The organism is Streptomyces roseofulvus (assembly GCF_039534915.1).
Lineage (GTDB): Bacteria > Actinomycetota > Actinomycetes > Streptomycetales > Streptomycetaceae > Streptomyces > Streptomyces roseofulvus.
The window spans coordinates 3,491,861-3,514,986 of sequence record NZ_BAAAWE010000001.1; the positions used below are offsets into that span (position 1 = coordinate 3,491,861).

Sequence of the window (23,126 nt, forward strand, 5' to 3'; positions counted from 1 at the left end):
GGCGACCAGGCTGCGCGCGCCCACGAATCCCCCGCCCGGGTCCGTGACGTCGCCGCACGGCACCCCGGGCGAGCCGGCCGGGGTCCTAGAGGTCGTAGACGGCGGTGACGGGAGCGTGGTCGCTCCACCGCTCGGGGTGGCTGGCGGCCCGCTCCACGTACGCCTTGACCGCCTTGGCCGCCAGGCCGGGGGTGGCCATCTGGTAGTCGATGCGCCAGCCCGTGTCGTTGTCGAAGGCGCGGCCCCGGTAGGACCACCAGGAGTAGGGGCCCTCCTGGTCGGGGTGGAGGGCGCGCACGACGTCGACGTAGCCGCCGTCGGTCTCCTCCAGGACGCGGGTGAGCCACGCGCGCTCCTCGGGGAGGAAGCCGGCGCTCTTGCGGTTGGCCCGCCAGTTCTTGAGGTCGGCCTCGTGGTGGGCGATGTTCCAGTCGCCGCAGACGACGACCTCGCGCCCGTCGGCGGCGGCGCGGACCCGCAGCTCCTTGAGGTAGGGCAGGAACTCGCCCATGAAGCGGTACTTCTCGTCCTGCTTCTCGGTCTCGGCCTCGCCGGAGGGCAGGTAGAGGCTGGCGACGGTGACGCCGGGCAGGTCGGCCTCGATGTAGCGGCCGGAGCCGTCGAACTCGGTCGAGCCGAAGCCGACGCGGAGGGCGTCGGGCTCGCGGCGCAGGTAGAGGGAGACGCCGGCACGGCCCTTGGCGGCGGCGGGGGCGTGGGCGGTGAACCAGCCCTCGGGGGCCCGTACCTCCGCGGGCAGCTGCGCCTCCTCGGCGCGCACCTCCTGGAGGCAGACGGCGTCGGCGGAGGTCCCCGCCAGCCACTCGACGAAGCCCTTCTTGGCGGCGGCGCGGAGGCCGTTGACGTTCGCGGACGTGACAGTGAACATCCCGGGAGAATACCGACACCCGCCACTCGCATACACGTACGATCGACGGCATGCGCATCCAGCCGACCTCCTACGACCACCCCGACGCCGTGAAACTGCAGGACGAGGTGCAGGCCGAGTACGTCGTCCGCTACGGCGACGGTGAGGGCGACGCCACACCGCTCGACCCCGGGATGTTCGTCCCGCCGCGCGGTCTCTACCTGCTCGCGTACGACGACGGGGACCGGCCGGTCGCCAGCGGGGCCTGGCGCCGCCAGGACGAGAACGAGGAGGGGTACGCGGACGGGGACGCCGAGCTGAAGCGGATGTACGTGATACCCGAGGCGCGCGGCCTGGGCCTGGCCCGCCGGCTCCTCGCCCTGCTGGAGGAGGACGCGCGCGCCGCCGGGCGGACCCGCATGGTCCTGGAGACCGGCACGGCCCAGCCCGAGGCCATCGCCCTCTACGTCTCCAGCGGCTACGAGCCGTGCGCCAAGTTCGGCCACTACCGCCACTACGAGAACAGCCGCTGCTTCGCCAAGCCGCTGGTCTGATCCCGCACGTCACCAGGCCCCGTCCGGTCGTCCTCGACCGGGCGGGGCCTCGTCGTGCGCGGACTGCCTCGCGAGGGCCGCCCCGACGGGACGTGCGCAACCCCTTGCCCAGCCATGTGACATGTGCAATTTTACTCCGCAGCCGTCGACGACGGTCTCCGACTCCCCATCCCCAGGAGTGAATTGTGCGTGCTTTGGCCTCCACCGCCGCCGCCCTGCTCATAGCGGCCGCCGCGGCCGCCCCCGCCCAGGCCGCCGCGGCCCCCGCCGCCCCCGAGCCGCCCCACGTCTTCGCCGACCCCGGCCAGCGCCCGGCCCACGGCAAGGGCGCGCTCGCTCCCGCGGGCGGCGGCGGCCTGGAGTCGCGCATCCTGCCGGTCGTCCACGACTGCAGCCCGTCGCTCCGGATCCGGGCCCAGGAGATGACCGCCGCCCAGCTGGCGGCGACCTGCGCGAGCCTCGACAACCAGGACGCCTTCTTCCACGGCGTGGTCAAGGACTCCGGGCCGGTCGCCGACGACTACAACACCCGGCTGGAGGTCGACGTCTTCAACTCCAGCGCCGACTACAAGAACTACGCGCGGAAGATCTACGGCATCAACACCGACAACGGCGGCATGTACCTGGAGGGCGACCCCTCCCGGGCCGGCAACCAGGCGCGGTTCATCTGCTACGAGCGCACCGACGTGAGCCCCGGCTGGCAGATCTGGAACCTCAACCACGAGTACACCCACTACCTCGACGGCCGCTACGACCTGTACGGCGACTTCGGCGCCAGCCAGACCACCCCCACCGTGTGGTGGGGCGAGGGCATCGCGGAGTACGTCTCCTACTCCTACCGCGGCATCCCCTACAGCAAGGCCCTCGCCGAGGCCGGCAAGCACACGTACGCCCTGCGCACGCTGTTCGACACCACCTACGAGAACAGCGACGTCAACCGCACCTACAACTGGGGCTACCTCGCCGCCCGTTACATGGTCGAGCGGCACCCGGCCGACGTCGCCACCGTGCTCGGCCACTACCGCACCGGCAACTGGGCCGCCGCCCGCTCCTTCCTCACCTCGCTGGACTACGAGAGCGACTGGAACGCCTGGCTGACGGCGGTGGCCACGACGGCCTGACCCACCCCGTGAACGACGAAGATCCCGCCCGATCTTTCGATCGGACGGGATCTTCGTCTTCCGCTGGTGGACCTGAGGGGATTCGAACCCCTGACCCCCTCGATGCGAACGAGGTGCGCTACCGGACTGCGCCACAGGCCCCTGCGACGTGTGAAACATTAGCATCTCGGTCGGCGAGAAGAAAAATCGCTTCCGCCGCAGGTCAGGCGAGGACCCGCCGCACCGCCGTCATTCGTTGGCGGCGCGGGGCCGGTCCTCGTCCGCGTACTGGTCGAAGAGCGGGGTCCTGCCGTGGTCGCGGCCCCGGCGCGGCGGCGCCGGACGGCGGCGCGGGGCCGGCGCGGCGGCCGGGGGCTGCTCGGCGGTGGAGGAGCGGGCCGCGCTCCAGGTCTCCGGGTCGGTGACGTCCACGCCGTGGGAGGCGCGGGGGGCGACCGGCGCGGTGACGTACGTGGGCAGCGGCACCGGCACCGGGTCCCAGCTGTCGCCGCGGGCCGGGCCGCGCTCGCGCTGCTGGTCCACCCACTCCGCGTGGTCCGTCTGCTCGACCAGCGCCCGCCGGTCGGCCTCCTGCGGCGAGACCACCGGCGCGGGCGTCGGCTCCGGCTCGGGCGCCGGCGCGGCGGCCCGGCGGCTCTCACGGAGCCGGGCGGCGGCGGCCTCGGCGCGGCGCCGGTCCATCACATAGACGAACCGGCGGCGCTCCTGGCCGCGCAGATGCACGATGTAGGCGCTGAGCAGCACGGCGGGGACGCCCGGCGCCCACAGGAAGGCGACGCCGCCGACGGCGGCGACCACCGCCCCGAGGGTGAAGGCGGAGAAGAGCACGATCGTGGTGCGCCGGCGGCGCGCCAGGGCCTTGCCGCGGCGGGCCCGCTCGGCGGCGCCGCCCGCGGCCGGCCGGGCCGCCGCGGCGGGCGCCGGTTCCGGTTCGCGCTCGGGCCGGCGCTCCGGCTCCGCACGGGGCTCGGGCTCGGGGAGTTCGAGGCGCGCCTCGGTCCTGGCCGGAGGCGCGGAAAAGGCCCGGACGTCGACCGAGCTCAAGTGCTCGGTCGCCGCGTCCGGGTCCACGTCGGGCGCCGCCTCCAGGGCCGTACGGTCCCGCTCGCGAAGCTCCTTGGCGTACCGGCGCTCCATGCCCGCCCGTCCGGACAGCAGCCGGATGGCGGTGCTGAAGCGTTCCGTCGGACGGGCCTCGTTCAGCTCGTCCTGCCTGCGGAGCCACATCGGCACCAAGTAGGCGGCCCAGGCCCCGACGATGACTGCGTAGATGAGGCCGCTGCTGCTCACGCCTCACACGGTAGAGGGGTTCGCGACGGGGCATCGGCCAATTGGCCCGGTGTGTCGCACGATCTGGCTGATATCACTGAACTTTTTTGTGATTGTTCAGATCGATCGGTGTTCATATGCCGCTGGAATTCGAACAGTTATATGAATTCGCGGAGCTGGGGGCGCTAAGCGGCGTCCCGGCGCCGGACGCGGTGCCAGCGGGCCAGCAGACCCTCCGGGATCTCCTCCGCCGTCAGCGCGAACACCAGGTGGTCCCGCCACGCCCCGTCGATGTGCAGATAGCGTGGCCGCAATCCCTCTTCCCGGAAACCGAGTTTCTCCACCACCCGGCGGGAGGGGCCGTTCTCCGGCCGGATGCACACCTCCACGCGGTGCAGACCCACGGTCCGGAAGCAGTGGTCGACGGCGAGCGCGACCGCCGTCGGCATCACCCCGCGCCCGGCGACCGCGCTGTCCACCCAGTAGCCCACGTGCCCCGAGCACATCGAGCCCCAGGTGATCCCGGCGACCGTCAACTGCCCGGCCATCCGCCCCTGGTACTCGATCACGAACGGCAGCATCCGCCCGCGGTTCGCCTCCGCCCGCAGATGGCGCACCATCTGACGGTACGTGGGGCGCTGCGCGGGCGGCATGCCCGGCGCGGGCGGCGGCACCGTCGCCTCCCAGGGGCGCAGCCACTCGCGGTTGCGGCGGTTCACCTCGCGCCATTCCCGCTGGTCGCGCATCCTTATCGGGCGGAGCAGCACGTCTCCGTCGACGAGGACGACCGGCCAGGGCGTGGTCATGAGGCCGGGTCCGCTTCCGCCGGTCTCGGGTGGTCGCCGCCGCGGATCTGGTCCACGGCGTGCCGCAGCAGCGGCTCCAGGACGGCGAGCCCGTCCCGCACCCCGCCGGTCGACCCCGGCAGGTTCACGATCAGCGTGCTCCCCGCGACCCCGGCGAGGCCGCGCGAGAGCGCCGCCGTCGGCACCTTCTCCCGGCCGTACGCCCGGATCGCCTCCGGGATGCCGGGGATGTGCCGCTCCAGGACCCGGGCGGTGACCTCGGGCGTCTCGTCGGTCGGCGAGATGCCGGTGCCGCCGGTCGTGAGGATCACGTCGTACCCGGCCGCGATCCCGGCCCGCAGCGCCGCCTCGACGGGCGCCCCGTCCGGGACGACCTGCGGCCCGTCGACCGCGAAGCCCATGCCCCGCAGCCCCTCGGCGATCAGCGGGCCGCCCTTGTCCTCGTAGACCCCGGCGGAGGCCCGGTTGGAGGCGGTGACGACGAGCGCCCGGTGGCCGCCGTGGGCCTCGTGGACGCCCGCGACCCGGCCGCCGCGCGTCACGCGTCGTCCCGGGTCCAGTGCCCGGACTTGCCGCCGGTCTTCTCCTCCACCCGGACGTCGGAGATGACCGCGCCCTTGTCGACCGCCTTCACCATGTCGACGACCGTCAGCGCCGCCACCGACACGGCGGTCAGCGCCTCCATCTCGACGCCCGTCCGGTCGGTGGTCTTGACCGTCGCCAGGATCTCCACGGCGTCGTCCGCGACCGTGAGGTCCAGGGTCACCCCGGAGACGGCCAGCGGGTGGCAGAGCGGGATGAGGTCCGGGGTCTTCTTGGCGCCCATGATCCCGGCGATCCGGGCGGTCGCCAGCGCGTCGCCCTTCGGCACGCCCTCGCCGCGCAGCAGCTCGATCACGCGCGGCGAGACGAGGACCCGCCCGCTGGCGCGTGCGGTGCGGGACGTGACGTCCTTCGCCGATACGTCGACCATGCGGGCGGCGCCCGCCTCGTCGATGTGGGTGAGACCTTGCTGCGTGCTCATGGCCGTGACACTCCCGGTCGCTGTGTGGGACGACACACCGTACCCCCGCCCCGCCCCCCTCAGCCGAGCAGGACCACGTCCAGCTCCTCGCCCGGGTCGGCGCCCGTGCGGTCCTCCGGGACCACGAGCAGGCAGTCCGCCTGGGCGAGCGCGGCGATCAGGTGGGAGCCGGCGCCGCCCACGGGGGTGACGGTGCCGGACTCGGCGTCGTACGCCCCCCGGAGGTACTGGCGGCGGCCCTCCGGCGAGGTGAGCGGGGCGTCGGCCTTCAGGGTGGCGCGGACGACCGGGCGGTGCAGGTCGCCGAGGCCCATCAGGGCGCGGATCGCGGGCCGGACGAAGAGCTCGAAGGAGACGTACGAGGAGACCGGGTTGCCCGGCAGGGCGAGCAGCGGGATCTGCTCGGGGCCGATCGCGCCGAAGCCCTGCGGCTTGCCCGGCTGCATGGCCAGCTTGCGGAAGTCGACCTGCCCGTCGGCGGTCAGGGCCTCCTTCACCACGTCGTAGGCGCCGACGCTGACGCCGCCGGTGGTGACGAGGAGGTCGGCCCTGATCAGCTGGTCCTCGATGGTGGCGCGGAGCGACTCGGCGTCGTCGGCGACCGCGCCCACCCGGTAGGCCAGCGCGCCCGCGTCCCGGGCGGCGGCGGCCAGCGCGAAGCTGTTGGAGTCGTGGATCTGACCGGGGCCCAGTTCCTCACCGGGCTGGACGAGTTCGCTGCCGGTGGAGAGGACCACCACGCGCGGGCGGGGCCGGACCCGGACCGTGCCCCGGCCGATCGCGGCGAGCAGTCCGAGCTGCGGCGGCCCGAGGACCGTCCCGGCCGCGAGGGCGAGCTCCCCGGCCCGCACGTCGCTGCCGGCCCGGCGGACGTGGGCGCCGGCCTCCGCCGCGCGGTGCACCCGCACCTCGCCGGCGGCGCCCTCCGGGGCGGCGCTCGCGGCCCGCATGCCGGTCGCCGCGCCCTCGCCCGTGCCGCCGTCGGTCCACTCGACCGGGACGACGGCCTCGGCGCCGGGCGGCAGCGGGGCGCCGGTCATGATCCGGGCGGCCTGCCCGGGGCCGACCTCCGGCAGGCCGCCGGCGCCGGCGGCGACGTCGCCGACGACGGTGAGGACCGCGGGGAACTCCCCGGTCGCCCCCGCCACGTCGGCGACCCGGACCGCGTACCCGTCCATGGAGCTGTTGTCGAACGGCGGCAGCGCCGCCGGCACCGTCACGTCCTCGACCAGGACGCAGCCCTGCGCGTCGAGCAGCGGGAGCTCGATCGGGTCCAGGGGGCGGACGGTCGCCAGGATGTCGGCCAGGTGCTCGTCGACCGACCACAGGCCCGTGCGGTCCGGCCCCGCGCAGGGGTCGCCGGGCCCGTGGCCGTGACCGGTGCCGTGGTCCCGGGGGTCCTGGGACGGTGCCGTGTCGCTGCTCAAGGTCCTACATCTCCTCGCTGACGTATCTCCGGAGCCAGGCCCGGAAGTCCGGTCCCAGATCTTCACGTTCGCACGCGAGTCTGACAATGGCACGCAGATAGTCGCCGCGGTCCCCGGTGTCATAGCGGCGGCCCTTGAAGACCACGCCGTGCACCGGACCGCCGAGCTTCTCGTCGCTCGCCAGCTTCTGCAGGGCGTCGGTCAGCTGGATCTCGCCGCCCCGGCCGGGCTCGGTCTCCCGCAGCGTCTCGAAGACCGCCGGGTCGAGCACATAGCGGCCGATGATCGCGTAGTTGCTGGGCGCCTCGGCCGGCTCCGGCTTCTCCACCAGGTCCGTCACCCGCACCACGTCGCCGTCGACGGTCGCCTCGACCGCCGCGCAGCCGTACAGGTGGATCTGCGAGGGCTCGACCTCCATCAGCGCGATGACGCTGCCGCCCTCGCGCTCCTGGACCTCGACCATCCGCGCCAGGAGGGGGTCGCGCGGGTCGATCAGGTCGTCGCCGAGGAGGACCGCGAAGGGCTGGTCTCCGACGTGCGGGGCGGCGCACAGCACCGCGTGGCCGAGGCCGCGGGGGGCGCCCTGGCGCACGTAGTGCATGGTGGCGAGGTCGTTCGACTCCTGCACCTTGGAGAGGCGCTCGTCGTCGCCCTTGCGGCTCAGCGCCTCCTCCAGCTCGTAGTTCCGGTCGAAGTGGTCCTCCAGCGGACGCTTGTTCCGACCGGTGATCATGAGCACGTCGCAGAGTCCGGCGGCGACGGCCTCCTCGACGACGTACTGGATCGCCGGCTTGTCGACGACCGGCAGCATCTCCTTCGGCGTCGCCTTCGTCGCCGGCAGGAAGCGGGTGCCGAGCCCGGCGGCCGGGATGACGGCCTTGCTGATCCGGCCGAGGCGGGGGAGGGACTGATTCATGCAGGCACCTTAACCGTTAGGGAATGAGAGAAAGATGTGGCTCCGATTAACTTTCTCCCCATAAAGACTGTTACGAGAGTTTTCTAGGGATCCGCTGTGCAGAAAGAGAATCCTGACGTGTCCGAAAAGGCCCTCCTGCGCCGCCGGCTGCTCGACGCCCGCGCCGCCCTCGCCCCCGACGCCCTCGCGGAGACCGCCGCGGCGCTGGCCGGGCACGGCCTCGAACTGCCCGAGCTGGCCGGTGCCGCCACCGTCGCCGCGTACGTCTCGGTCGGCCGCGAGCCCGGCACGCGCGTGCTGCTCGACGCCCTCCACGCGCGCGGGGTCCGGGTCCTGCTGCCGGTGCTGCTGCCCGACAACGACCTGGACTGGGCCGTGTACGAGGGCCGGGAGACGCTCGCGAAGGCCGGCCGCGGCCTGCTGGAGCCGACCGGCCCGCGGCTCGGCCCGGACGCCGTGTGCACGGCGGACGCGGTGCTGCTGCCGGGGCTCGCGGTGGACGCGCGCGGCATGCGGCTCGGCCGGGGCGGCGGTTCGTACGACCGGGTCCTCGCCCGGCTCGCCCGCGCCGGGAAGGACCCGGCCCTGGTGGTGCTCCTCTACGCGGACGAGGTGGTCACGCGGGTCCCGGAGGAACCGCACGACCACCCCGTGCACGCGGTGGTCACCCCGGACGGGGTGACCCGATTCGGCCGTTCCTGATCACGGCCTGAGCGTCAGCGTGTCCTTCGCCGCCGCGTCGACCGCCGCCTTGCCGTAGGCCCAGTCGTAGAGCTCGCCCTTGGCCCAGGCGTCCGTCTGGTCCGTGTAGTTGTCGTGGAAGGCGTGGCCGGAGGCGCCGGTCAGGTTGATCCAGCGGGACTTGTCCCAGTCGCCGACGTTGACGACCATCCGCATCGACGGCACCCAGATGACCTCGTAGCCGCCGGCCGCGTTCCAGCCGGTCGCGTCGACCGCGGCCTCGCCGCCGCCCAGGTTCCACGGGCCGCGGTTCAGCATCTGCTGCACCACGCCGGGGCCGGCGGTGCCGAGGGTCTGGTTCTTCAGGGTCAGCTGGTGCAGCCGGCCCCAGCTCCAGGTGGAGACGTCCTTGCCGAGCTTGGCGGTCAGCTCCCAGCGGGCGTCCTTCATGGCGCGGGCGAGCAGCTGGTCACGGGTCTCGGTGGCCGGGTCGGTGCGGGTGGCGGGGGTCTTCCACCACTCGCTCTTCTCCTGCTTGAGCAGCGGGCGGACCACCTCGTACCAGCGGTCGCCGCCGTCCGGCTGGGCCGAGTCGGGGTCGCGCTCGCCGCACTCGCGGACCAGCTTGTTCTGCTCGTCGACCGGGCCGGTGGCGTCGACCGGGCGGACCATCACGCAGTCGCCCTCGGCGCGCACCTCCTTGGGCAGCTTGTCGCCGAAGGAGAGCTTGAGGACGTTGCGCCAGACCGCGTTGAAGTACGCGGCGGCGGCCGAGTCGGGCTCCTGCGTGTAGTCCCAGCCCTCCAGGAGCTTCTGCGCCTCACGGACGTACGGGTCGGAGATGTCGACCTTGAGCAGCAGCGGGTTGAGCAGCGTGGCGATCTCGCTGCGGTTGTCGGTCTGCATGGTCCGCATGTCGTCCGGCGAGATCTTGCCGCCGTCCTTGGTCTTCGACTCGATGAGGTCGTTGATCCGCTGGCTGCGGGAGCCGTAGCCCCAGTCCTCGGTGAGCAGGTCGTCGTACTGCTCCGGGGAGATCACGGCCTGGTTGGCGGTGACGATGTAGCCGCGGTCGGGGTTGTACTCGTACGGCAGCTGCTCGAAGGGGATGTAGCCCTTCCAGCGGTACGAGGAGTCCCAGCCGGGCGCGGGCAGGGTGCCGTCGCCCTTGGCGCGGCGCGGGATCTTGCCCGGGGACTGGTAGCCGATGTTGCCCTTGGTGTCGGCGTAGACGAGGTTCTGCGAGGGGACCTCGAAGTGCTTGGCGGCGGCCCGGAAGTCCTCGAAGTCCTGGGCGCGGTCGATCGCGAAGATCGCGTCCATCGACTTGCCGGGCTGGAGGGCGGTCCACTGGAGGGAGACGCCGTAGCCGGTGCCGCGGTCGGGGGCCGAGTTGCCCACGGGGGCCTTCTGGCCGACCTTCTCCAGTTCGGAGGAGCGGTCGGAGACCAGCGGGCCGCGGTCGGTGGAGCGGACGGTGATGGGCCGGTCCGCGCCGCCGGCGACCTTGATGACCTCCTCGCGGGTGTCGAACGGCTTGACCTTGCCGTCGACCAGGTAGCCCTCGGGGCTGATCTTCTCCAGGTAGAGGTCGGTGACGTCGGCGCCGAGGTTGGTGAGGCCCCAGGCGATGGAGTCGTTGTGGCCGATGATCACGCCGGGCATGCCGGAGAAGGTGTAGCCGGCGACGTCGTAGCGGCAGGTCGCCGAGACCGAGCGGCAGTGCAGGCCCATCTGGTACCAGAGCGACGGCAGCATCGGCGCGAGGTGCGGGTCGTTGGCGAGCAGCGGCTTGCCGGAGGTGGTGAGGTCGCCGGAGACGACCCACGAGTTGGAGCCGATGCCGTTGCCGTTGGGGCCGAGCAGCGCCGGGACGGAGTCGAGGACGTCGGAGAGGCCGGAGAGCGCGGCGAGCTGGGCGCTCGGGCCGCCGGTGCCGTCGCCCGATCCCGTGCCCGTGCCCGTGCCGCCGTCGGACTGCTCGCCCTTGCCGGCCTTCGGGTCGAACGTGCGCGTGACCGGGTCGACCGTGCCGCGGTCGAGGATCGGCTGGTGGAGCTCGTACGGGTAGGCGGGGTAGAGCTGCTTGATCTGGGCCGCGCTCAGCCGGCTGGTGAGCAGCGAGCGGTCGATCTCGTCCTGCATGTTGCCGCGCAGGTCCCAGGCCATGGCCTTGAGCCAGGCGACCGAGTCGACCGGGGTCCACGGTTCGATCGTGTACTCGTTGGTGAAGGCCAGCGCCGCGTACTCGACGGAGACGTCCTTCGGCTGCCGGTCCTTCAGATAGGCGTTGACGCCCTCCGCGTACGCCTGGAGGTACTTCTTCGTCTCCGGCGACAGGACCTTGTCGTACTCCTGCTGCGCGACCTGGCGCCAGCCGAGGGTGCGCAGGAAGGCGTCGGTGTCGACCTGGCTCTCGCCGAACATCTCGGAGAGGCGGCCGGCGGTCAGGTGCCGGCGGACGTCCATCTCGTAGAAGCGGTCCTGCGCCTGGACGTAGCCCTGCGCGCGGAAGAGGTCGGTCTCGTTGTCCGCGTAGATCTGCGGGATGCCGTTGGCGTCCCGCTTCACCTCGACGTCGCCGGAGAGCGAGTCGATCCGGATCTCGCCGGTGGTCTGCGGGAACGAGGCCCGGACGGTGTCGACTCCCCACCAGCCGCCGAAGCCGACGGCCCCGACCAGCGCGAGGACCAGGAGCAGGACGATCAGGCGGGCGCGCCTGCCTTTCTTCTTGGCGGGGGGCGCGGTCGTGTTGGAGGGCATCGCTGTCCTTCGAGGGGCAGGGTGGTCCTGGAGTACGGGAGCAACCTTAGGCGCAGCGCCTGGGCGCCCCGGACTCGGAGTCGGACAGGAACCGCACAGATGACCGCACAGATGACCGTATCGAAGTCCCGGAGCGCAAAGAAGGCGTCAAGAAAGCGTTAAAGATTAGGTAAGGTAACGAAGTACCTACGGCTGGAGGAACGATCCGGCGCGTGCGAGGGGAAGGAACGGTGCACTGACTGTCCACGAGCTCAACGAACTCCTGCTGATCAGCTCACTCGTGCTGCTGATCGCGGTCGCCGCCGTCCGGATCTCGTCGCGGAGCGGGCTCCCCAGCCTGCTGCTCTACCTCGGCATCGGGGTCGCCATCGGGCAGGACGGCATCGGCAACGTCGCCTTCGACAACGCCGAACTCACCCAGGTCATCGGCTACGCGGCCCTCGTCGTCATCCTCGCCGAGGGCGGTCTCGGCACGAAGTGGAAGGAGATCGAGCCGGCCCTGCCGGCCGCGGTCGTCCTCTCCACCCTCGGCGTCGCCGTCTCCGTCGGCATCACCGCCGCCGGCGCCCACTACCTGGTGGGCCTGGAGTGGCGGCAGGCGCTGATCATCGGCGCCGTCGTCTCCTCCACCGACGCCGCCGCCGTCTTCTCCGTCCTGCGCAAGGTGCCGCTGCCGCCCCGGGTCACCGGCGTGCTGGAGGCCGAGTCCGGCTTCAACGACGCCCCGGTCGTCATCCTGGTCGTCGCCTTCTCCTCCGCAGGACCCGTCGACGACTGGTACGTGCTCGTCGGGAAGATCGCCCTGGAGCTCGCCATCGGCGCCGCCGTCGGCCTCGCGGTCGGCTTCGTCGGCTCGTACGGGCTCAAGCACGTCGCCCTGCCCGCGTCCGGCCTCTACCCGATCGCCGTCATGGCCATCGCCGTCACCGCCTACGCGGCCGGCGCGATCGCCCACGGCTCCGGCTTCCTCGCCGTCTACCTGGCCTCGATGGTCCTCGGCAACGCCAAGCTGCCGCACGCCCCCGCCAACCGCGGCTTCGCCGAGGGACTCGGCTGGATCGCCCAGATCGGCATGTTCGTCCTGCTCGGGCTGCTCGTCACCCCGCACGAGCTCGTCAACGACTTCTGGCCGGCCGTCGTCATCGGCCTCGTCCTCACCATGGTCGCCCGCCCCATGGAGGTCCTGGTCAGCCTGGCGCCCTTCCGCATCCCCTGGCAGGAGCAGGCCCTGATGTCCTGGGCCGGCCTGCGCGGAGCCGTCCCCATCATCCTCGCCACCATCCCGATGGTGGGGCAGATCGAGGGCAGCGAGCGGATCTTCAACATCGTCTTCGTCCTGGTCGTCGTCTACACCCTCGTCCAGGGCCCGACCCTGCCCTGGCTCGCCCGGGCCCTCCGGCTCGGCGACGCCAGCGAAGCCTCCGACCTCGGCGTCGAGTCCGCCCCGCTGGAACGGCTCCGCGGCCACCTGCTCTCCGTCGCCATCCCCGAGGGCTCCCGGATGCACGGCGTCGAGGTCGCCGAGCTGCGGCTGCCCACCGGAGCCGCCGTCACCCTCGTCGTACGCGAGGACACCAGCTTCGTCCCCGGCCCGGCGACCGTGCTGCGCAAGGGCGACGAACTGCTCGTCGTCGCCACCGACCCGGTGCGCGACGCCACCGAACGGCGGCTGCGCGCGGTCGGCCAGGGCGGCAAGCTGGCCGGCTGGCTCGGCACCGGGGACGGGAAGGAGACCTCCGCCACGACGACCGCGACCCGCTTCCACCGGCCGGCCTCCGTCACCGGGAAGAACAGGCCACGCGAACGTTAATCCCCGGCATTATTTCGGGGTCAGGAGCGTTCTCCCCAGTGGAATCACAGGCGGGAGGGCGCTCCTCCCTGTACCATGAAGGCACACTTGATCGAACCAACTCTGCCTGACGCAGAGCTGGCGCGACCGTATGGCGGCCGGCGCCCCCTCCCGCAGTGGGGCCCTCCCGGTATCTACCGCAGTTCCGCGCAAGAGGACAGCTCTCGGCGAGACCGGCACCACCGTGCCCGCGCGCTACCAGGCGGCAGAAAGGCCAGGACCGTGGCGTCCACGGTCGTCTCCGAGAAGCGGCCCGGCTACGGGCAGCTGCTGCGCACCCCCGGTGCGCTCTCCTTCCTGATCCCCGGCTTCGCCGCCAGGCAGCCCTTCGCGATGCTGACCATCGGCATCGTCCTGCTCGTCCAGCACACCACCGGTTCCTACGGCAGCGCCGGCGCCGTCGCCGCCGTCACCGGTGTCTCCATGGCGCTCTTCGCCCCGCAGAGCGGCAAGCTCGCGGACCGCTTCGGCCAGCGCGCCGTCCTCGTCCCCGGCGTCATCGTCCACGCCGCCGCCGTGTCGGTGCTCGTCGCGCTCGCGCTGGCCGGCGCCCCGCTGTGGGCGCTGTTCCTCGCCGCCGTGCCCGCCGGCGCCTCGGTCCCGCAGGTCGGCCCCATGGTCCGGGCCCGCTGGGCCGCCAAGCTCGACGGCACCCCGCTGATGCCGACCGCCGCGGCCTTCGAGTCCGTCACCGACGAGTTCACCTTCGTCGTCGGCCCGGTCCTCGCCACCGCCCTGTGCACCGGCGTCCACCCCGCCGCCGGACTCGTCACCGAAGCCGCCCTCACCCTCTTCGGCGGCCTCTTCTTCGCCGCCCAGCGCGCCACCCAGCCGCCGCACGGCATGCTCGCCACCGCCGCCCACGGCGACGCCGAGCCGCACCGCTCCGCGCTGTCCGTCCCCGGCGTCCGCGTCCTGATCGTCGCCTTCCTCGGCATCGGCGCCGTCTTCGGCGGCATGCAGGTCTCGCTCACCGCCTTCACCGAGGAGATCGGCAACCCCGGCGCCAACGGCCTGCTCTACGGCGTCTTCGCCGCCGGCAACATGCTCGCCGGCATCGCCATGGGAGCCATCGCCTGGAAGACCGGCCCCCGCCGCCGCCTGATCCTCGGCTACACCGGCCTCACCCTCGCCGCGTCCCTGCTGTGGACCGCGCACTCGGTGGTGCTGCTCGGCGCCCTCGGCCTCGTCGTCGGCCTGTGCATCGCCCCGGCCCTGATCACCGGCTACACCATCGTCGAGACCCTCATCCCGGCCTCCGCCCGCACCGAGGCGTTCACCTGGCTCACCGGAGCCGTCGCCCTCGGCCAGGCCCTCGCCGTCACGGTCGCGGGCCGGCTCGCCGACGCCCACGGCTCCACCGCCGGATTCCTCGTCCCGGCCGCGGGCACCGCGCTCGCCTTCGTGACGCTCGTCGCCCTGCGCGGAAAGCTGAAGCCGCGCCCGGCGAACCGGATCACGACGCGGGTCGCGGCACGTGGTGTCGGTCACCGCGTCCCGGTGGCGGTGGACTGAACCGACGGAATACGTCACTATGGATCGTCGTTAGCACTCGATGAGTGTGAGTGCCAGGAGGAAGACTAGTGCCGACCTACCAGTACCAGTGCACCGAGTGTGGCGAGGGCCTTGAGGCGGTCCAGAAGTTCACGGACGACGCGCTGACCGAGTGCCCCGCCTGCCACGGCCGCCTCAAGAAGGTGTTCTCGGCCGTCGGCATCGTCTTCAAGGGCTCCGGCTTCTACCGGAACGACAGCCGCGGCGCCTCGTCCAGCAGCTCCCCGGCCACGAAGAGCTCGACGTCCTCCACGACGTCCACCTCCTCGTCCGACGCGAAGCCGGCCTCGACGACGTCCACCCCGGCGTCCTCGTCGTCGTCCTCGACCCCGGCCGCCTGAGCCCACCCCACCCCGCAGCACCGCCCCGGCCCCGGCCCCCCACAGGGGAGCCGGGGCCCCGGCATGCCCGCGGACGCCGACGCCCGCGGACTTCGGGATGCCCGGGACTCCGGGATGCCCGGGGACTCCGGGATGCCCGGGACACGGGCAGGGCCGGGGACTGCGGCATGCCCGGGACACGGGCAGTCGGGGACTCCGGGATGCCCAGGACACGGGCAGGGCCGGGGACTGCGGCATGCCCGGGACTCCGGGACCGGCGTTCCCGGAAACACCCGCCTGGACCTGACGGAGGCCGAGCCCGTCCGGGCCCCTCCGCGGGCCCGCGTGTCCGGAACGGTCCGCCGGGCCCGAGGCCCCTGCGTAGGGTGGCGGGCATGGCGACCACCCCGTCCAGCGACGCAGCCCACGACACGTACGCCGAGATCGGCGTGATCGGCGGCTCCGGCTTCTACTCCTTCCTCGACGACGTCCGCGAGGTCCCCGTCACCACCCCCTACGGCGACCCCAGCGACTCCCTCTTCCTCGGCGAGGTCGCCGGCCGCCGGGTCGCCTTCCTCCCCCGCCACGGCCGCGACCACCGCATCCCCCCGCACCGGATCGACTACCGCGCCAACCTCTGGGCCCTCCGCTCCCTCGGCGTCCGCCAGGTCCTCGGCCCCTGCGCCGTCGGCGGACTGCGCCCCGAGTACGGCCCCGGCACCCTCCTCGTCCCCGACCAGCTGATCGACCGGACGAAGAACCGCGCCCAGACCTACTTCGACGGCGAACCGCGCCCCGACGGCGCCGTCCCCCGCGTCGTCCACATCTCCTTCGCCGACCCCTACTGCCCCGACGGACGGCAGGCCGCGATCAAGGCCGCCCGCGGCCGGGACTGGCAGGCCGTGGACGGCGGCACCCTCGTCGTCGTCGAGGGCCCCCGCTTCTCCACCCGCGCCGAATCCCGCTGGCACACCGCCAACGGCTGGTCCGTCGTCGGCATGACCGGCCACCCCGAAGCCGTCCTCGCCCGCGAACTCGGCCTCTGCTACACCTCCCTCACCCTCGTCACCGACCTCGACGCCGGCACCGAGACCGGCGAGGGCGTCTCCCACACCGAGGTCCTCCGCGTCTTCGGCCAGAACATCGGCCGGCTCCGCGACGTCCTCTTCGACACCATCGCCGCCCTCCCGGCCACGGTCGACCGCGACTGTCTCTGCACCCATGCCCACGACGGCTGGGACCTCGGCATCGAACTCCCGTAAATCTCGCCAAACCCCTCGCAGGGGTGGCCGAGTTGTCCACAGGCGGTGGACTGTCCACAGGCCGGAGCGGGACGGCGGATCGGGCGGGACAGTGAGCGCATGAACACGAACACGACGCTCACGCCCCTTCCCGTCCACGTCTCCGTCCCCGCCCCCTGCGAGGTGCCGGACTTCACGCCGCTGCGGATCCGCGGCGGCCGGCTCCGGCCCCGGCTGCGCCGCGCCCCCGGCGCGCTCCTCGTCCTGACGGCCGCCGCGCTCGCCCTCACCGCCGCCCTGCCCGGCCCACCCGCCCCACCCGGCCGGTACGACCCCGGCCCCCGCCCCGTCGCCGCCCCCGCGGCCCGCTCCCCCGCCCCCGTCCGGCTCGTCTCCGCGCCGGTACGCATCGCGGACGCGGAGGCGGTACGACTCCTGCGCGCCGGCGACCGCGTCGACGTCATCGCCGCACCGACCGTCAACTCCCCGCTCGTAGACGGCGACAGCCCGGTCCGGGTGGTGGCGCGGGCCGCCCGAGTGGCCGAGGTCCCGCCCCCCGGCGAGACTCGTCCGGACGGAGGGGCGCTGATCGTCCTGACCGTGCCCCGGACGACCGCGACCGAGCTGGCGAGTGCCGGTGTCACATCCCAACTGGCGGTGACCCTGTGCTGATTCGCACTGACTCCCTGTCAAGTCACCGTCCCGTGTGTACGGATTGGACGGCCCCGCGCCCTTCACGGCCTAATGGCTGCGCACACAGCAGCGCATACGGAGAAAGGCACCTCGGTGGCCGAGAAGAAGGAAAGCGTGATGGCGGGCTTCAAAGCCTTCCTGATGCGCGGGAACGTGATCGACCTCGCGGTGGCGGTCGTCATCGGCGCCGCGTTCACCAACATCGTGAACTCGGTGGTCAAGGGCATCATCAACCCGATCGTGGGCGCCTTCGGCACGAAGGACCTGGAGAGCTACGCGAGCTGCATCAAGGACCCCTGCCGGATCGTCGACGGCGAGATGCAGGGCATCCAGCTCCAGTGGGGCCTGGTGCTGAGCGCGATCCTCAGCTTCCTCATCACCGCCGCCGTCGTCTACTTCCTGATGGTCCTGCCGATGGCCAAGGTCCTCGCCAAGCGCGCCGCGCACGACAGGGCGAAGGAGGGCGTCCAGGAGACCATGGAGGTCAGCGAGCTGGAGGTGCTCAAGGAGATCCGCGACCACCTGGTCGCGCAGCGCGGCTCCGGCAGCAGCACGGGCACGCACTCCACCCCCTGACCGGAGGGACGCTCCGGCGTCAGAGGTGGTGCGGCGGCTTCTCGTCGAGGAAGCGCGCGAGGTCGGCGGCGCTGCCGCCGGTCGGAGGCCGCTCGCCCCACCCGCGGTCCGTGTCGTCCGCGGACTGCGCGTCCAGCGGATCGTCGAAGACGATCACCGGCTTCGGAGGGTTCTCGGAATTCGGCCGAATGCCGTTCGGCTTCGCGTCTCGCGGTCCGTGGGCGGGGGCGGTGCTCATGTCTTCAGGGTACGCCCGCTCCCCCGCCCAGGACCCTCCTGATCAGCGGTCCTTCGGGTCCAGCGCCCACAGGCCCAGGACCACCAGGAACGACAGGACGAGGAACCCCGCACCCCACCACGCGGTGCCGGTGTCGCCGGACATCCACTCGTCCACCACGATGGTCAGCCCCCAGAGCTGGCCGATCACCACCGTGAGCGCCAGCGCCAGCCGCGCCGACAGCTTCGAGGAGCGCTCCGGTTCCTGCTCCGTGCCCGCCCCCGGCCCCGGCCCCGTGTGCCGGATCCGCGGGTCGCCGTACCCGCTGGTGGGCCGGATCTGCGGATAGCGCTCGTGCACCGGCCGGTTCAGCCGCGGCTGCGCGCTGCCCGGGCGGTACGACGGCGGCGGGGGCGACGAAGCGGTGCCCGGCGGGCGCGGCGCCTCCGGGTCCTGCGGGAAGGGGCTCTCCGTCACGTGCGCTCACTCCTCTCCGGACCGGACAGCTGCCGGTCGCGGCACAGCCGCAGCGCGTCGCCCTGCTGCCGGCACAGACCCTCCTCCAGGCTCTCGCCGGAGCGTGCGGTGCCGATCGCCCAGACACTGCCGTCGACCTGTTCGATCAGGATCACCTTCGGCAGGCCGCGCGGCGGCGGGCCGGCCGTGACCTCTCCCGTACGGGCGTCGAAGACACCCTCGTGGCAGGGGCAGTACAGCTCGCCCTCGCTGCCCCGGTCCTGGCGCCAGAGGACGGCGCAGGCCAGATGGGTGCAGACGGCCGAGTAGCCGGCGAGGGTGCCGTCCTCCATGCGGATCGCGATGGCCCGGTCCTCGTCGCCGGGGTAGCGGAAGGCGAGGGACTCGCCGGGCTGGATCCGGTCGGCGATCTTCTTCGGCTCCGGCGGGCCGTCGCTGTCGCCGTGCCGGTGCAGGACGCCGGAGGCGACGGCGACGCCGCCGACGGCGAGACCGCCGGAGACCGTGGCGACGATCCGCAGGTAGTCGCGGCGGGTGGTGAGGGAGTCGGCGGCGATCCGGTCGCGGAGCGCCTCCTGCGCCGCGTCGGCGCCGGCCTCCGGCGCGGGCGGCTGCGGGTCGGTGACGCTCATCGGACGTCCCTTCCGTTGATCTCGACGACGGGAAGCCCGCCGGGCACGGGCCACTGGACCTTGTCGGCGGGCACGACCATCGCCACCCCGGTGGTGACGGTGGTGCTGCCGAAGGTGAAGGAGTCGGCGACCTGCACGCCGGGGCGCTCGGCGCGGAGCTCGTCGATGGTGCCGTAGAAGAGGGCGCCGGTCGGGCAGACGGTCGCGCACATGGGGGCGAGGCCGTAGGCGGTGCGGTCGTAACAGAGGTTGCACTTCATCTGGAGCTTCGCCTGGAGGTCGATCTTCGGCACGCCGAAGGGGCAGGCGTTGACGCAGTTCGCGCAGCCGATGCAGCGGGTGGTGTCGGCCTGCTGCACCACCCCGTCGGCGGTCACCAGGATCGCGTCGGCGGGACAGACCTCGGCGCACGGGGCGACGGGGTCCTCGCAGTGCATGCAGACGGTGGGAAGGGAGGCGACGGAGTGACCTTCGTCGGGGTAGTCGAGGTGGATCATCGACTTGCCGCGGTGCGAGTCGCATTCGCGGCAGGCGGAGACACAGGCCTGGCAGCCGATGCAGCGGCCCGGGTCGATGAAGATCGTGCGGCCCATCATGTGCGGTCAGCTCCTCTCCGCGGTGCCCCGGCCCTGCGGGGACGTGGGCGGCAGGGGGTCGGTGCGGGAGACCTGGGTCTCGGGGTAGGCGAGCTGCCCCGGGGCGGTCGGCGGCGCGGGCACCTCGTCGACGCGTTCGGCGGCCTCGATGCGGGCCGCGCAGACCTTGTACTCGGGGATCTTCGAGCGGGGGTCGAGGGCGTCCACGGTGAGGGCGTTCGCCGCGGTGGGGACGGGCCAGTGGTAGGGGACGAAGACGGTGTCCGGGCGGATGGCCTCGGTGACCAGGGCGGGGAAGACCTCGCTGCCGCGGCGGGTGACCACCCGGACCGGGTCGCCGTTGCGGAAGCCGTGCGAGGGGTGGACCTCGACCCACGGGCGCGGGGTCTGCTCGACGAGGGCCCCGAGCCGGCGGGTCTGGTTGCCCGACAGGAAGTGGGCGACGGTGCGGCCGGTGGTGAGCGAGAGGGGGTACTCCTCGCTGTACGGGTCCATCGGCGGGTGCCACTCGACGACCTGCAGGTGGATCCTGCCGTCGGGGTGGTAGGTGCGGCCGTCCTCGAAGAGGCGGGGGGTGCCGGGGTGCTCGGTGGTCGGGCAGGGCCAGGAGATGCCGCCGGTCTCCTCCAGCCGCTCGTAGGTGATGCCGTAGTAGTCGTTGACCGTGCCGGCGGAGGCGATCCGCAGCTCCTCGAAGACGGAGCGGGAGTCGGGGAAGGCGAACTTGTCGCCGGCGCCGAGCCGCTTGGCCAGCTCGCAGATGACCCAGGTGTCGGTGCGGACGCCGGCCGGGGGCTCCTGGGCCTTGTTGTGCTTGACGACACGGGCCTCGGCGTTCGCCATGACGCCCTCGTCCTCGGCCCACACGGTGACGGGGAAGACGACGTGCGCGTTGGCGGCGGTCTCGGAGAGGAAGAAGTCGAACTGGGCGTGGAACTGGAGGGTGTCGTAGCCCTCCTTGACCGTGGCGTAGTTCGGCAGGGAGACGAAGGGGTTGTTGCAGATGCCGATGAGGCCGCGGATCTCGGCGCGCTGCATCTGCCAGACCATCTCCATCATGGAGGTACCGGCGGGCGGGAGCTCGGACTCCTCGATGCCCCAGATCTCGCAGATCTGCCGACGGTGCTCGGGGTTGGAGATGGACCGCCCGCCGGGCAGCAGGTCGGACTTCTGGCCGTGCTCGCGGCCGCCCTGCCCGTTGCCCTGGCCGGTGATGGTGCCGTAGCCGGCGCCGGGCTTGCCGATGTTCCCGGTGGCGACGCAGAGGTTGATGATGGTGAGGCAGTTCTCGACGCCCTGCGAGTGGTGCTCGACGCCGCGCGCGTGCCAGGCCATGGCCTTGCCCGCGCCGGCGAACATGCGGGCGACCTGGACGATCTGCTCCTCCGGCACGCCGCAGATCCGCGCGGAGCGGGACGGCGGGTACTCGGCGACGGTCGCCCTGACCTCGTCCCAGCCGGTGGCGTGGGCGGCGAGGTACGCCTCGTCGGTGAGGCCCTCGGCGACGATGACGTGCAGCACGGCGTTGAAGAAGGCCGAGTCGGTGCCGGGCTTGAGGGCGACGTGGACGTCGGCGGTGCGGGCGATGGCGGTCTGCCGGGGGTCGACCACGATGAGGGAGGCACCGCGGTCGCGGGCCCCCCACAGGTACTGGGTCATCACCGGGAAGCACTCGCCGACGTTGGAGCCGGCGATGAGGAGGCAGTCGGTGAGGAGGATGTCGGAGAAGGGGTTCCCGGCCCGGTCGATGCCGAAGGCGAGCTTGTTGGCACCGGCGGCGGAGACCATGCAGAGGCGCCCGTTGTAGTCGACGTGCTTGGTCCTGAGGGCGACCCGGGCGAACTTCCCGACGAGGTACGTCTTCTCGGAGAACAGGCTCGCCCCGCCGAGCAGCCCGAAGGCGTCGTTGCCGTACTCGCCCTGGATGCGGCGGATCTCGGCGACGGTGTGGTCGAGCGCCTCCTCCCAGCTGACCTCGCGGAACGGCTCGTCGCGGTTGCGGCGCATCAGCGGGGCGGTGAGCCGGTCGGGGTGGTTGACCTGCTGGTAGGCGTTGATGCCCTTCGGGCAGAGCCGCATCCGGTTGATGTCGTGGTTGCGGGGCTCGACCCCGAAGACCTTGCCGGCCCGGTCCACCCGCAGGTACATGCCGCACTGCACCCCGCAGAAGCAGCAGTGGGTGGGGACGAGCGTCTCCTCGTTCTGGTCGGCGTGCCACCGGTCGGCGGGGATCCCCCCGGCGTCCCGGAAGTTGCGCGTCCCGGGCGGGGCGACGGAGGGGTCGAGCGGCAGCGCGCGGGAAGGGTCGGTCGCGGTCACTTACTTGTAGCCCTTCTTGACGTGGGTGAGGTAGGCGTTGCCGCGCAGGACGCGCTTGCAGCGGGGGCAGTACTCGGCCCATGCGTCGAAGTCGAGCTTGAGGTCCTTCATGGTGCCGCGCAGGTTGTCGACGTAGTCGGTGGTGTCGATGGGCTCGTGGCAGCGGCGGCAGGTCCGGAGCTCCTCGTCCTTGCGGCGGGAGGTGTACTTGAAGAGCTGCATGCCGACGGCGGCGGGCCGCTGGACGATGTGGAAGAACTTCCCGAAGGGGATGTAGATGAGGGTGAAGACGACCGAGACCATGTGGAGGATCGCCAGGAACTCGTAGCCGCCGCCGTGCAGGAAGATCGACGAGAAGGTGAGCAGCAGGCCGGTGACCGAGATGACGATGAGGGCGATCAGCGGGATCAGGTCGTAGGCGAAACGCTGGCCGGTGATGGCGCCGCGGTCCTTCATGCGCCGCCACAGGAAGTAGGCGGCGCCGGCGATGACGAGGACGGCGGCGATGTCCAGGCCGTGGAACATGAGCCAGCCGACGATGTTCAGCGAGTCGAAGCCGAGGACCTTGAAGCCCCAGATCCGCATCTCGTAGCCGGGGCCGTCGCCGGTGCTCGACGTGAAGGTGAACCAGCCCCAGGTGAGGGGGAAGGTGATGAGCGCGGCCAGGACGCAGCCCCAGAAGAGGAGCTGGTGGGCGGCCCAGCGGGCGTGCGAGCGGGCGCCGAGGAACTTCTGGAAGCCGAGATAGGTGGCGATCATCCTCGGCAGGGCGGTGGGGGCCCTGCGGAAGTTCGCGGCGGAGAAGAAGGAGCGCCAGCCCTGGCGGAAGAGGCGCCGGGCGCCGGGGGCGGAGATCCAGACGGTGTAGCGGTAGGCGACGCCGAAGGCGAGGAAGACGGTGGCGACGGCGTAGGGCAGCAGGGCCGAGTCGAAGTCGCGGAGCAGCCGGCTGCCGAAGACGATCGCGAGGATCAGCAGGACGGAGACGGCCGTGCCGACGAGAACGGCGCGGCGGCGGACGGCGGCGGGAGTCTGGGGCGCGCGGCCGTCCGGGACCGGGGCGGGCGCCTCCGGCTCGGGAGTGGTCGGCTCGGCGGTCTGCGGTGGCTCGGTCACGGGGCCACGGTAGGACGTATGTACCCTTTAAGCCTGTTTTGGACCCCTGAAGGGTGAACGCGTCGCCGGGACCGCCCGCAGGCCGTCCCCAGGCCGCGCGGAGACCG

The 23,126-nt window shown here is 72.3% G+C and carries 22 protein-coding genes, 1 tRNA gene and 1 pseudogene; 9 read left to right on the forward strand and 15 right to left on the reverse strand.

The window, feature by feature from the left end:
* Positions 1-85: 85 nt before the first annotated feature.
* Entirely contained in the window at positions 86-889 is an 804-nt protein-coding gene (locus tag ABFY03_RS15940; RefSeq protein WP_319012749.1) for an exodeoxyribonuclease III, read from the reverse strand.
* A 50-nt stretch (positions 890-939) separates the two neighbouring features.
* Here ABFY03_RS15940 and ABFY03_RS15945 point away from each other — a divergent pair, with 50 nt between their 5' ends.
* Together ABFY03_RS15945 and ABFY03_RS15950 are read left to right on the forward strand one after the other, a co-directional pair.
* Complete coding sequence (locus ABFY03_RS15945) at positions 940-1,422, forward strand: GNAT family N-acetyltransferase (RefSeq protein ID WP_319012750.1); 483 nt, start codon at positions 940-942, stop codon at positions 1,420-1,422.
* 356 nt (positions 1,423-1,778) lie between these two features.
* Positions 1,779-2,531, forward strand: a pseudogene (locus tag ABFY03_RS15950) (collagenase); the annotation flags it as partial.
* Between the two features lie 76 nt (positions 2,532-2,607).
* Here the strand turns inward: ABFY03_RS15950 and ABFY03_RS15955 are convergent.
* From ABFY03_RS15955 to galU, 7 genes are all read right to left on the reverse strand, one after another.
* Positions 2,608-2,684 (reverse strand) — tRNA-Ala (locus ABFY03_RS15955).
* An 87-nt stretch (positions 2,685-2,771) separates the two neighbouring features.
* Positions 2,772-3,833 (reverse strand): divisome protein SepX/GlpR, encoded by a 1,062-nt coding sequence (gene sepX / locus ABFY03_RS15960; protein ID WP_319012751.1) that lies wholly within the window; start codon positions 3,831-3,833, stop codon positions 2,772-2,774.
* A 164-nt stretch (positions 3,834-3,997) separates the two neighbouring features.
* Positions 3,998-4,618 (reverse strand): GNAT family N-acetyltransferase, encoded by a 621-nt coding sequence (locus ABFY03_RS15965; RefSeq protein ID WP_319012752.1) that lies wholly within the window; start codon positions 4,616-4,618, stop codon positions 3,998-4,000.
* A complete protein-coding gene (locus ABFY03_RS15970; RefSeq protein ID WP_346170181.1) occupies positions 4,615-5,160 on the reverse strand; it encodes a MogA/MoaB family molybdenum cofactor biosynthesis protein in 546 nt (181 codons plus the stop codon). Before ABFY03_RS15970 ends, ABFY03_RS15965 begins: the two co-directional genes overlap by 4 nt.
* The gene (gene moaC / locus ABFY03_RS15975) at positions 5,157-5,642 is read right to left on the reverse strand and encodes a cyclic pyranopterin monophosphate synthase MoaC (protein ID WP_031007335.1); all 486 of its coding nucleotides are present in this window, start codon (positions 5,640-5,642) and stop codon (positions 5,157-5,159) included. Before moaC ends, ABFY03_RS15970 begins: the two co-directional genes overlap by 4 nt.
* 59 nt (positions 5,643-5,701) lie before the next feature.
* Positions 5,702-7,069 (reverse strand): molybdotransferase-like divisome protein Glp, encoded by a 1,368-nt coding sequence (gene glp, locus ABFY03_RS15980; RefSeq protein WP_386723812.1) that lies wholly within the window; start codon positions 7,067-7,069, stop codon positions 5,702-5,704.
* Between the two features lie 4 nt (positions 7,070-7,073).
* Entirely contained in the window at positions 7,074-7,985 is a 912-nt protein-coding gene (gene galU / locus ABFY03_RS15985; RefSeq protein ID WP_319012754.1) for a UTP--glucose-1-phosphate uridylyltransferase GalU, read from the reverse strand.
* A 117-nt stretch (positions 7,986-8,102) separates the two neighbouring features.
* Here galU and ABFY03_RS15990 point away from each other — a divergent pair, with 117 nt between their 5' ends.
* Positions 8,103-8,687, forward strand: a complete 585-nt coding sequence (locus ABFY03_RS15990; RefSeq protein WP_346170182.1) for a 5-formyltetrahydrofolate cyclo-ligase — start codon at positions 8,103-8,105, stop codon at positions 8,685-8,687.
* Here the strand turns inward: ABFY03_RS15990 and ABFY03_RS15995 are convergent, their stop codons facing one another.
* Positions 8,688-11,429, reverse strand: a complete 2,742-nt coding sequence (locus ABFY03_RS15995; RefSeq protein ID WP_346170183.1) for a penicillin acylase family protein — start codon at positions 11,427-11,429, stop codon at positions 8,688-8,690.
* 280 nt (positions 11,430-11,709) lie between these two features.
* On the opposite strand from ABFY03_RS15995, the gene ABFY03_RS16000 reads away from it, so the two are divergent.
* The 6 genes from ABFY03_RS16000 (at position 11,710) to mscL (ending at position 17,662) form a co-directional block, all read left to right on the forward strand.
* On the forward strand, positions 11,710-13,239 hold the full coding sequence (locus tag ABFY03_RS16000; protein ID WP_319012757.1) for a potassium/proton antiporter: 1,530 nt from the start codon (positions 11,710-11,712) through the stop codon (positions 13,237-13,239).
* A 261-nt stretch (positions 13,240-13,500) separates the two neighbouring features.
* Entirely contained in the window at positions 13,501-14,793 is a 1,293-nt protein-coding gene (locus ABFY03_RS16005) for an MFS transporter (protein ID WP_319012758.1), read from the forward strand.
* Between the two features lie 68 nt (positions 14,794-14,861).
* Complete coding sequence (locus ABFY03_RS16010) at positions 14,862-15,173, forward strand: FmdB family zinc ribbon protein (RefSeq protein WP_346170184.1); 312 nt, start codon at positions 14,862-14,864, stop codon at positions 15,171-15,173.
* Between the two features lie 374 nt (positions 15,174-15,547).
* Positions 15,548-16,414, forward strand: a complete 867-nt coding sequence (locus ABFY03_RS16015) for an S-methyl-5'-thioadenosine phosphorylase (protein ID WP_346170185.1) — start codon at positions 15,548-15,550, stop codon at positions 16,412-16,414.
* Between the two features lie 99 nt (positions 16,415-16,513).
* Positions 16,514-17,065: a hypothetical protein gene (locus tag ABFY03_RS16020; RefSeq protein ID WP_346170186.1), complete on the forward strand. Its 552-nt coding sequence runs from the start codon at positions 16,514-16,516 to the stop codon at positions 17,063-17,065.
* Positions 17,066-17,137: 72 nt separating this feature from the next.
* Positions 17,138-17,662, forward strand: coding sequence for a large conductance mechanosensitive channel protein MscL (mscL, locus tag ABFY03_RS16025; RefSeq protein WP_386723813.1), 525 nt, complete (start codon positions 17,138-17,140; stop codon positions 17,660-17,662).
* A 19-nt stretch (positions 17,663-17,681) separates the two neighbouring features.
* Here the strand turns inward: mscL and ABFY03_RS16030 are convergent, their stop codons facing one another.
* Genes ABFY03_RS16030 through ABFY03_RS16055 form a run of 6 tightly spaced genes read right to left on the reverse strand, consistent with a single transcriptional unit; the run spans position 17,682 to position 23,019 of the window.
* Positions 17,682-17,900 carry a hypothetical protein gene (locus ABFY03_RS16030; RefSeq protein WP_319012763.1) on the reverse strand — a complete coding sequence of 73 codons (219 nt, stop codon included), beginning with the start codon at positions 17,898-17,900 and terminating at the stop codon, positions 17,682-17,684.
* A gap of 42 nt (positions 17,901-17,942) precedes the next feature.
* Positions 17,943-18,356 (reverse strand): hypothetical protein, encoded by a 414-nt coding sequence (locus ABFY03_RS16035; RefSeq protein ID WP_346170187.1) that lies wholly within the window; start codon positions 18,354-18,356, stop codon positions 17,943-17,945.
* The gene (locus tag ABFY03_RS16040) at positions 18,353-18,988 is read right to left on the reverse strand and encodes a QcrA and Rieske domain-containing protein (protein WP_319012765.1); all 636 of its coding nucleotides are present in this window, start codon (positions 18,986-18,988) and stop codon (positions 18,353-18,355) included. The genes ABFY03_RS16035 and ABFY03_RS16040 overlap by 4 nt, the downstream gene beginning before the upstream one ends.
* Positions 18,985-19,584 carry a 4Fe-4S dicluster domain-containing protein gene (locus tag ABFY03_RS16045; protein ID WP_031007364.1) on the reverse strand — a complete coding sequence of 200 codons (600 nt, stop codon included), beginning with the start codon at positions 19,582-19,584 and terminating at the stop codon, positions 18,985-18,987. Before ABFY03_RS16045 ends, ABFY03_RS16040 begins: the two co-directional genes overlap by 4 nt.
* 6 nt (positions 19,585-19,590) lie before the next feature.
* Positions 19,591-21,903 carry a molybdopterin oxidoreductase family protein gene (locus ABFY03_RS16050; protein ID WP_346170188.1) on the reverse strand — a complete coding sequence of 771 codons (2,313 nt, stop codon included), beginning with the start codon at positions 21,901-21,903 and terminating at the stop codon, positions 19,591-19,593.
* Positions 21,904-23,019 (reverse strand): MFS transporter, encoded by a 1,116-nt coding sequence (locus ABFY03_RS16055; RefSeq protein WP_319012767.1) that lies wholly within the window; start codon positions 23,017-23,019, stop codon positions 21,904-21,906.
* Positions 23,020-23,126 lie beyond the last annotated feature (107 nt).

Coding starts and splice junctions, on each gene's coding strand:
- ABFY03_RS15940 (WP_319012749.1), bottom strand. CDS start 889: ATGTTCACTGTCACGTCCGCGAACGTCAACGGCCTCCGCGCCGCCGCC.
- ABFY03_RS15945 (WP_319012750.1), top strand. CDS start 940: ATGCGCATCCAGCCGACCTCCTACGACCACCCCGACGCCGTGAAACTG.
- ABFY03_RS15965 (WP_319012752.1), bottom strand. CDS start 4,618: ATGACCACGCCCTGGCCGGTCGTCCTCGTCGACGGAGACGTGCTGCTC.
- moaC (WP_031007335.1), bottom strand. CDS start 5,642: ATGAGCACGCAGCAAGGTCTCACCCACATCGACGAGGCGGGCGCCGCC.
- galU (WP_319012754.1), bottom strand. CDS start 7,985: ATGAATCAGTCCCTCCCCCGCCTCGGCCGGATCAGCAAGGCCGTCATC.
- ABFY03_RS15995 (WP_346170183.1), bottom strand. CDS start 11,429: ATGCCCTCCAACACGACCGCGCCCCCCGCCAAGAAGAAAGGCAGGCGC.
- ABFY03_RS16015 (WP_346170185.1), top strand. CDS start 15,548: ATGGCGACCACCCCGTCCAGCGACGCAGCCCACGACACGTACGCCGAG.
- ABFY03_RS16020 (WP_346170186.1), top strand. CDS start 16,514: ATGAACACGAACACGACGCTCACGCCCCTTCCCGTCCACGTCTCCGTC.
- mscL (WP_386723813.1), top strand. CDS start 17,138: ATGGCTGCGCACACAGCAGCGCATACGGAGAAAGGCACCTCGGTGGCC.
- ABFY03_RS16030 (WP_319012763.1), bottom strand. CDS start 17,900: ATGAGCACCGCCCCCGCCCACGGACCGCGAGACGCGAAGCCGAACGGC.
- ABFY03_RS16040 (WP_319012765.1), bottom strand. CDS start 18,988: ATGAGCGTCACCGACCCGCAGCCGCCCGCGCCGGAGGCCGGCGCCGAC.
- ABFY03_RS16045 (WP_031007364.1), bottom strand. CDS start 19,584: ATGATGGGCCGCACGATCTTCATCGACCCGGGCCGCTGCATCGGCTGC.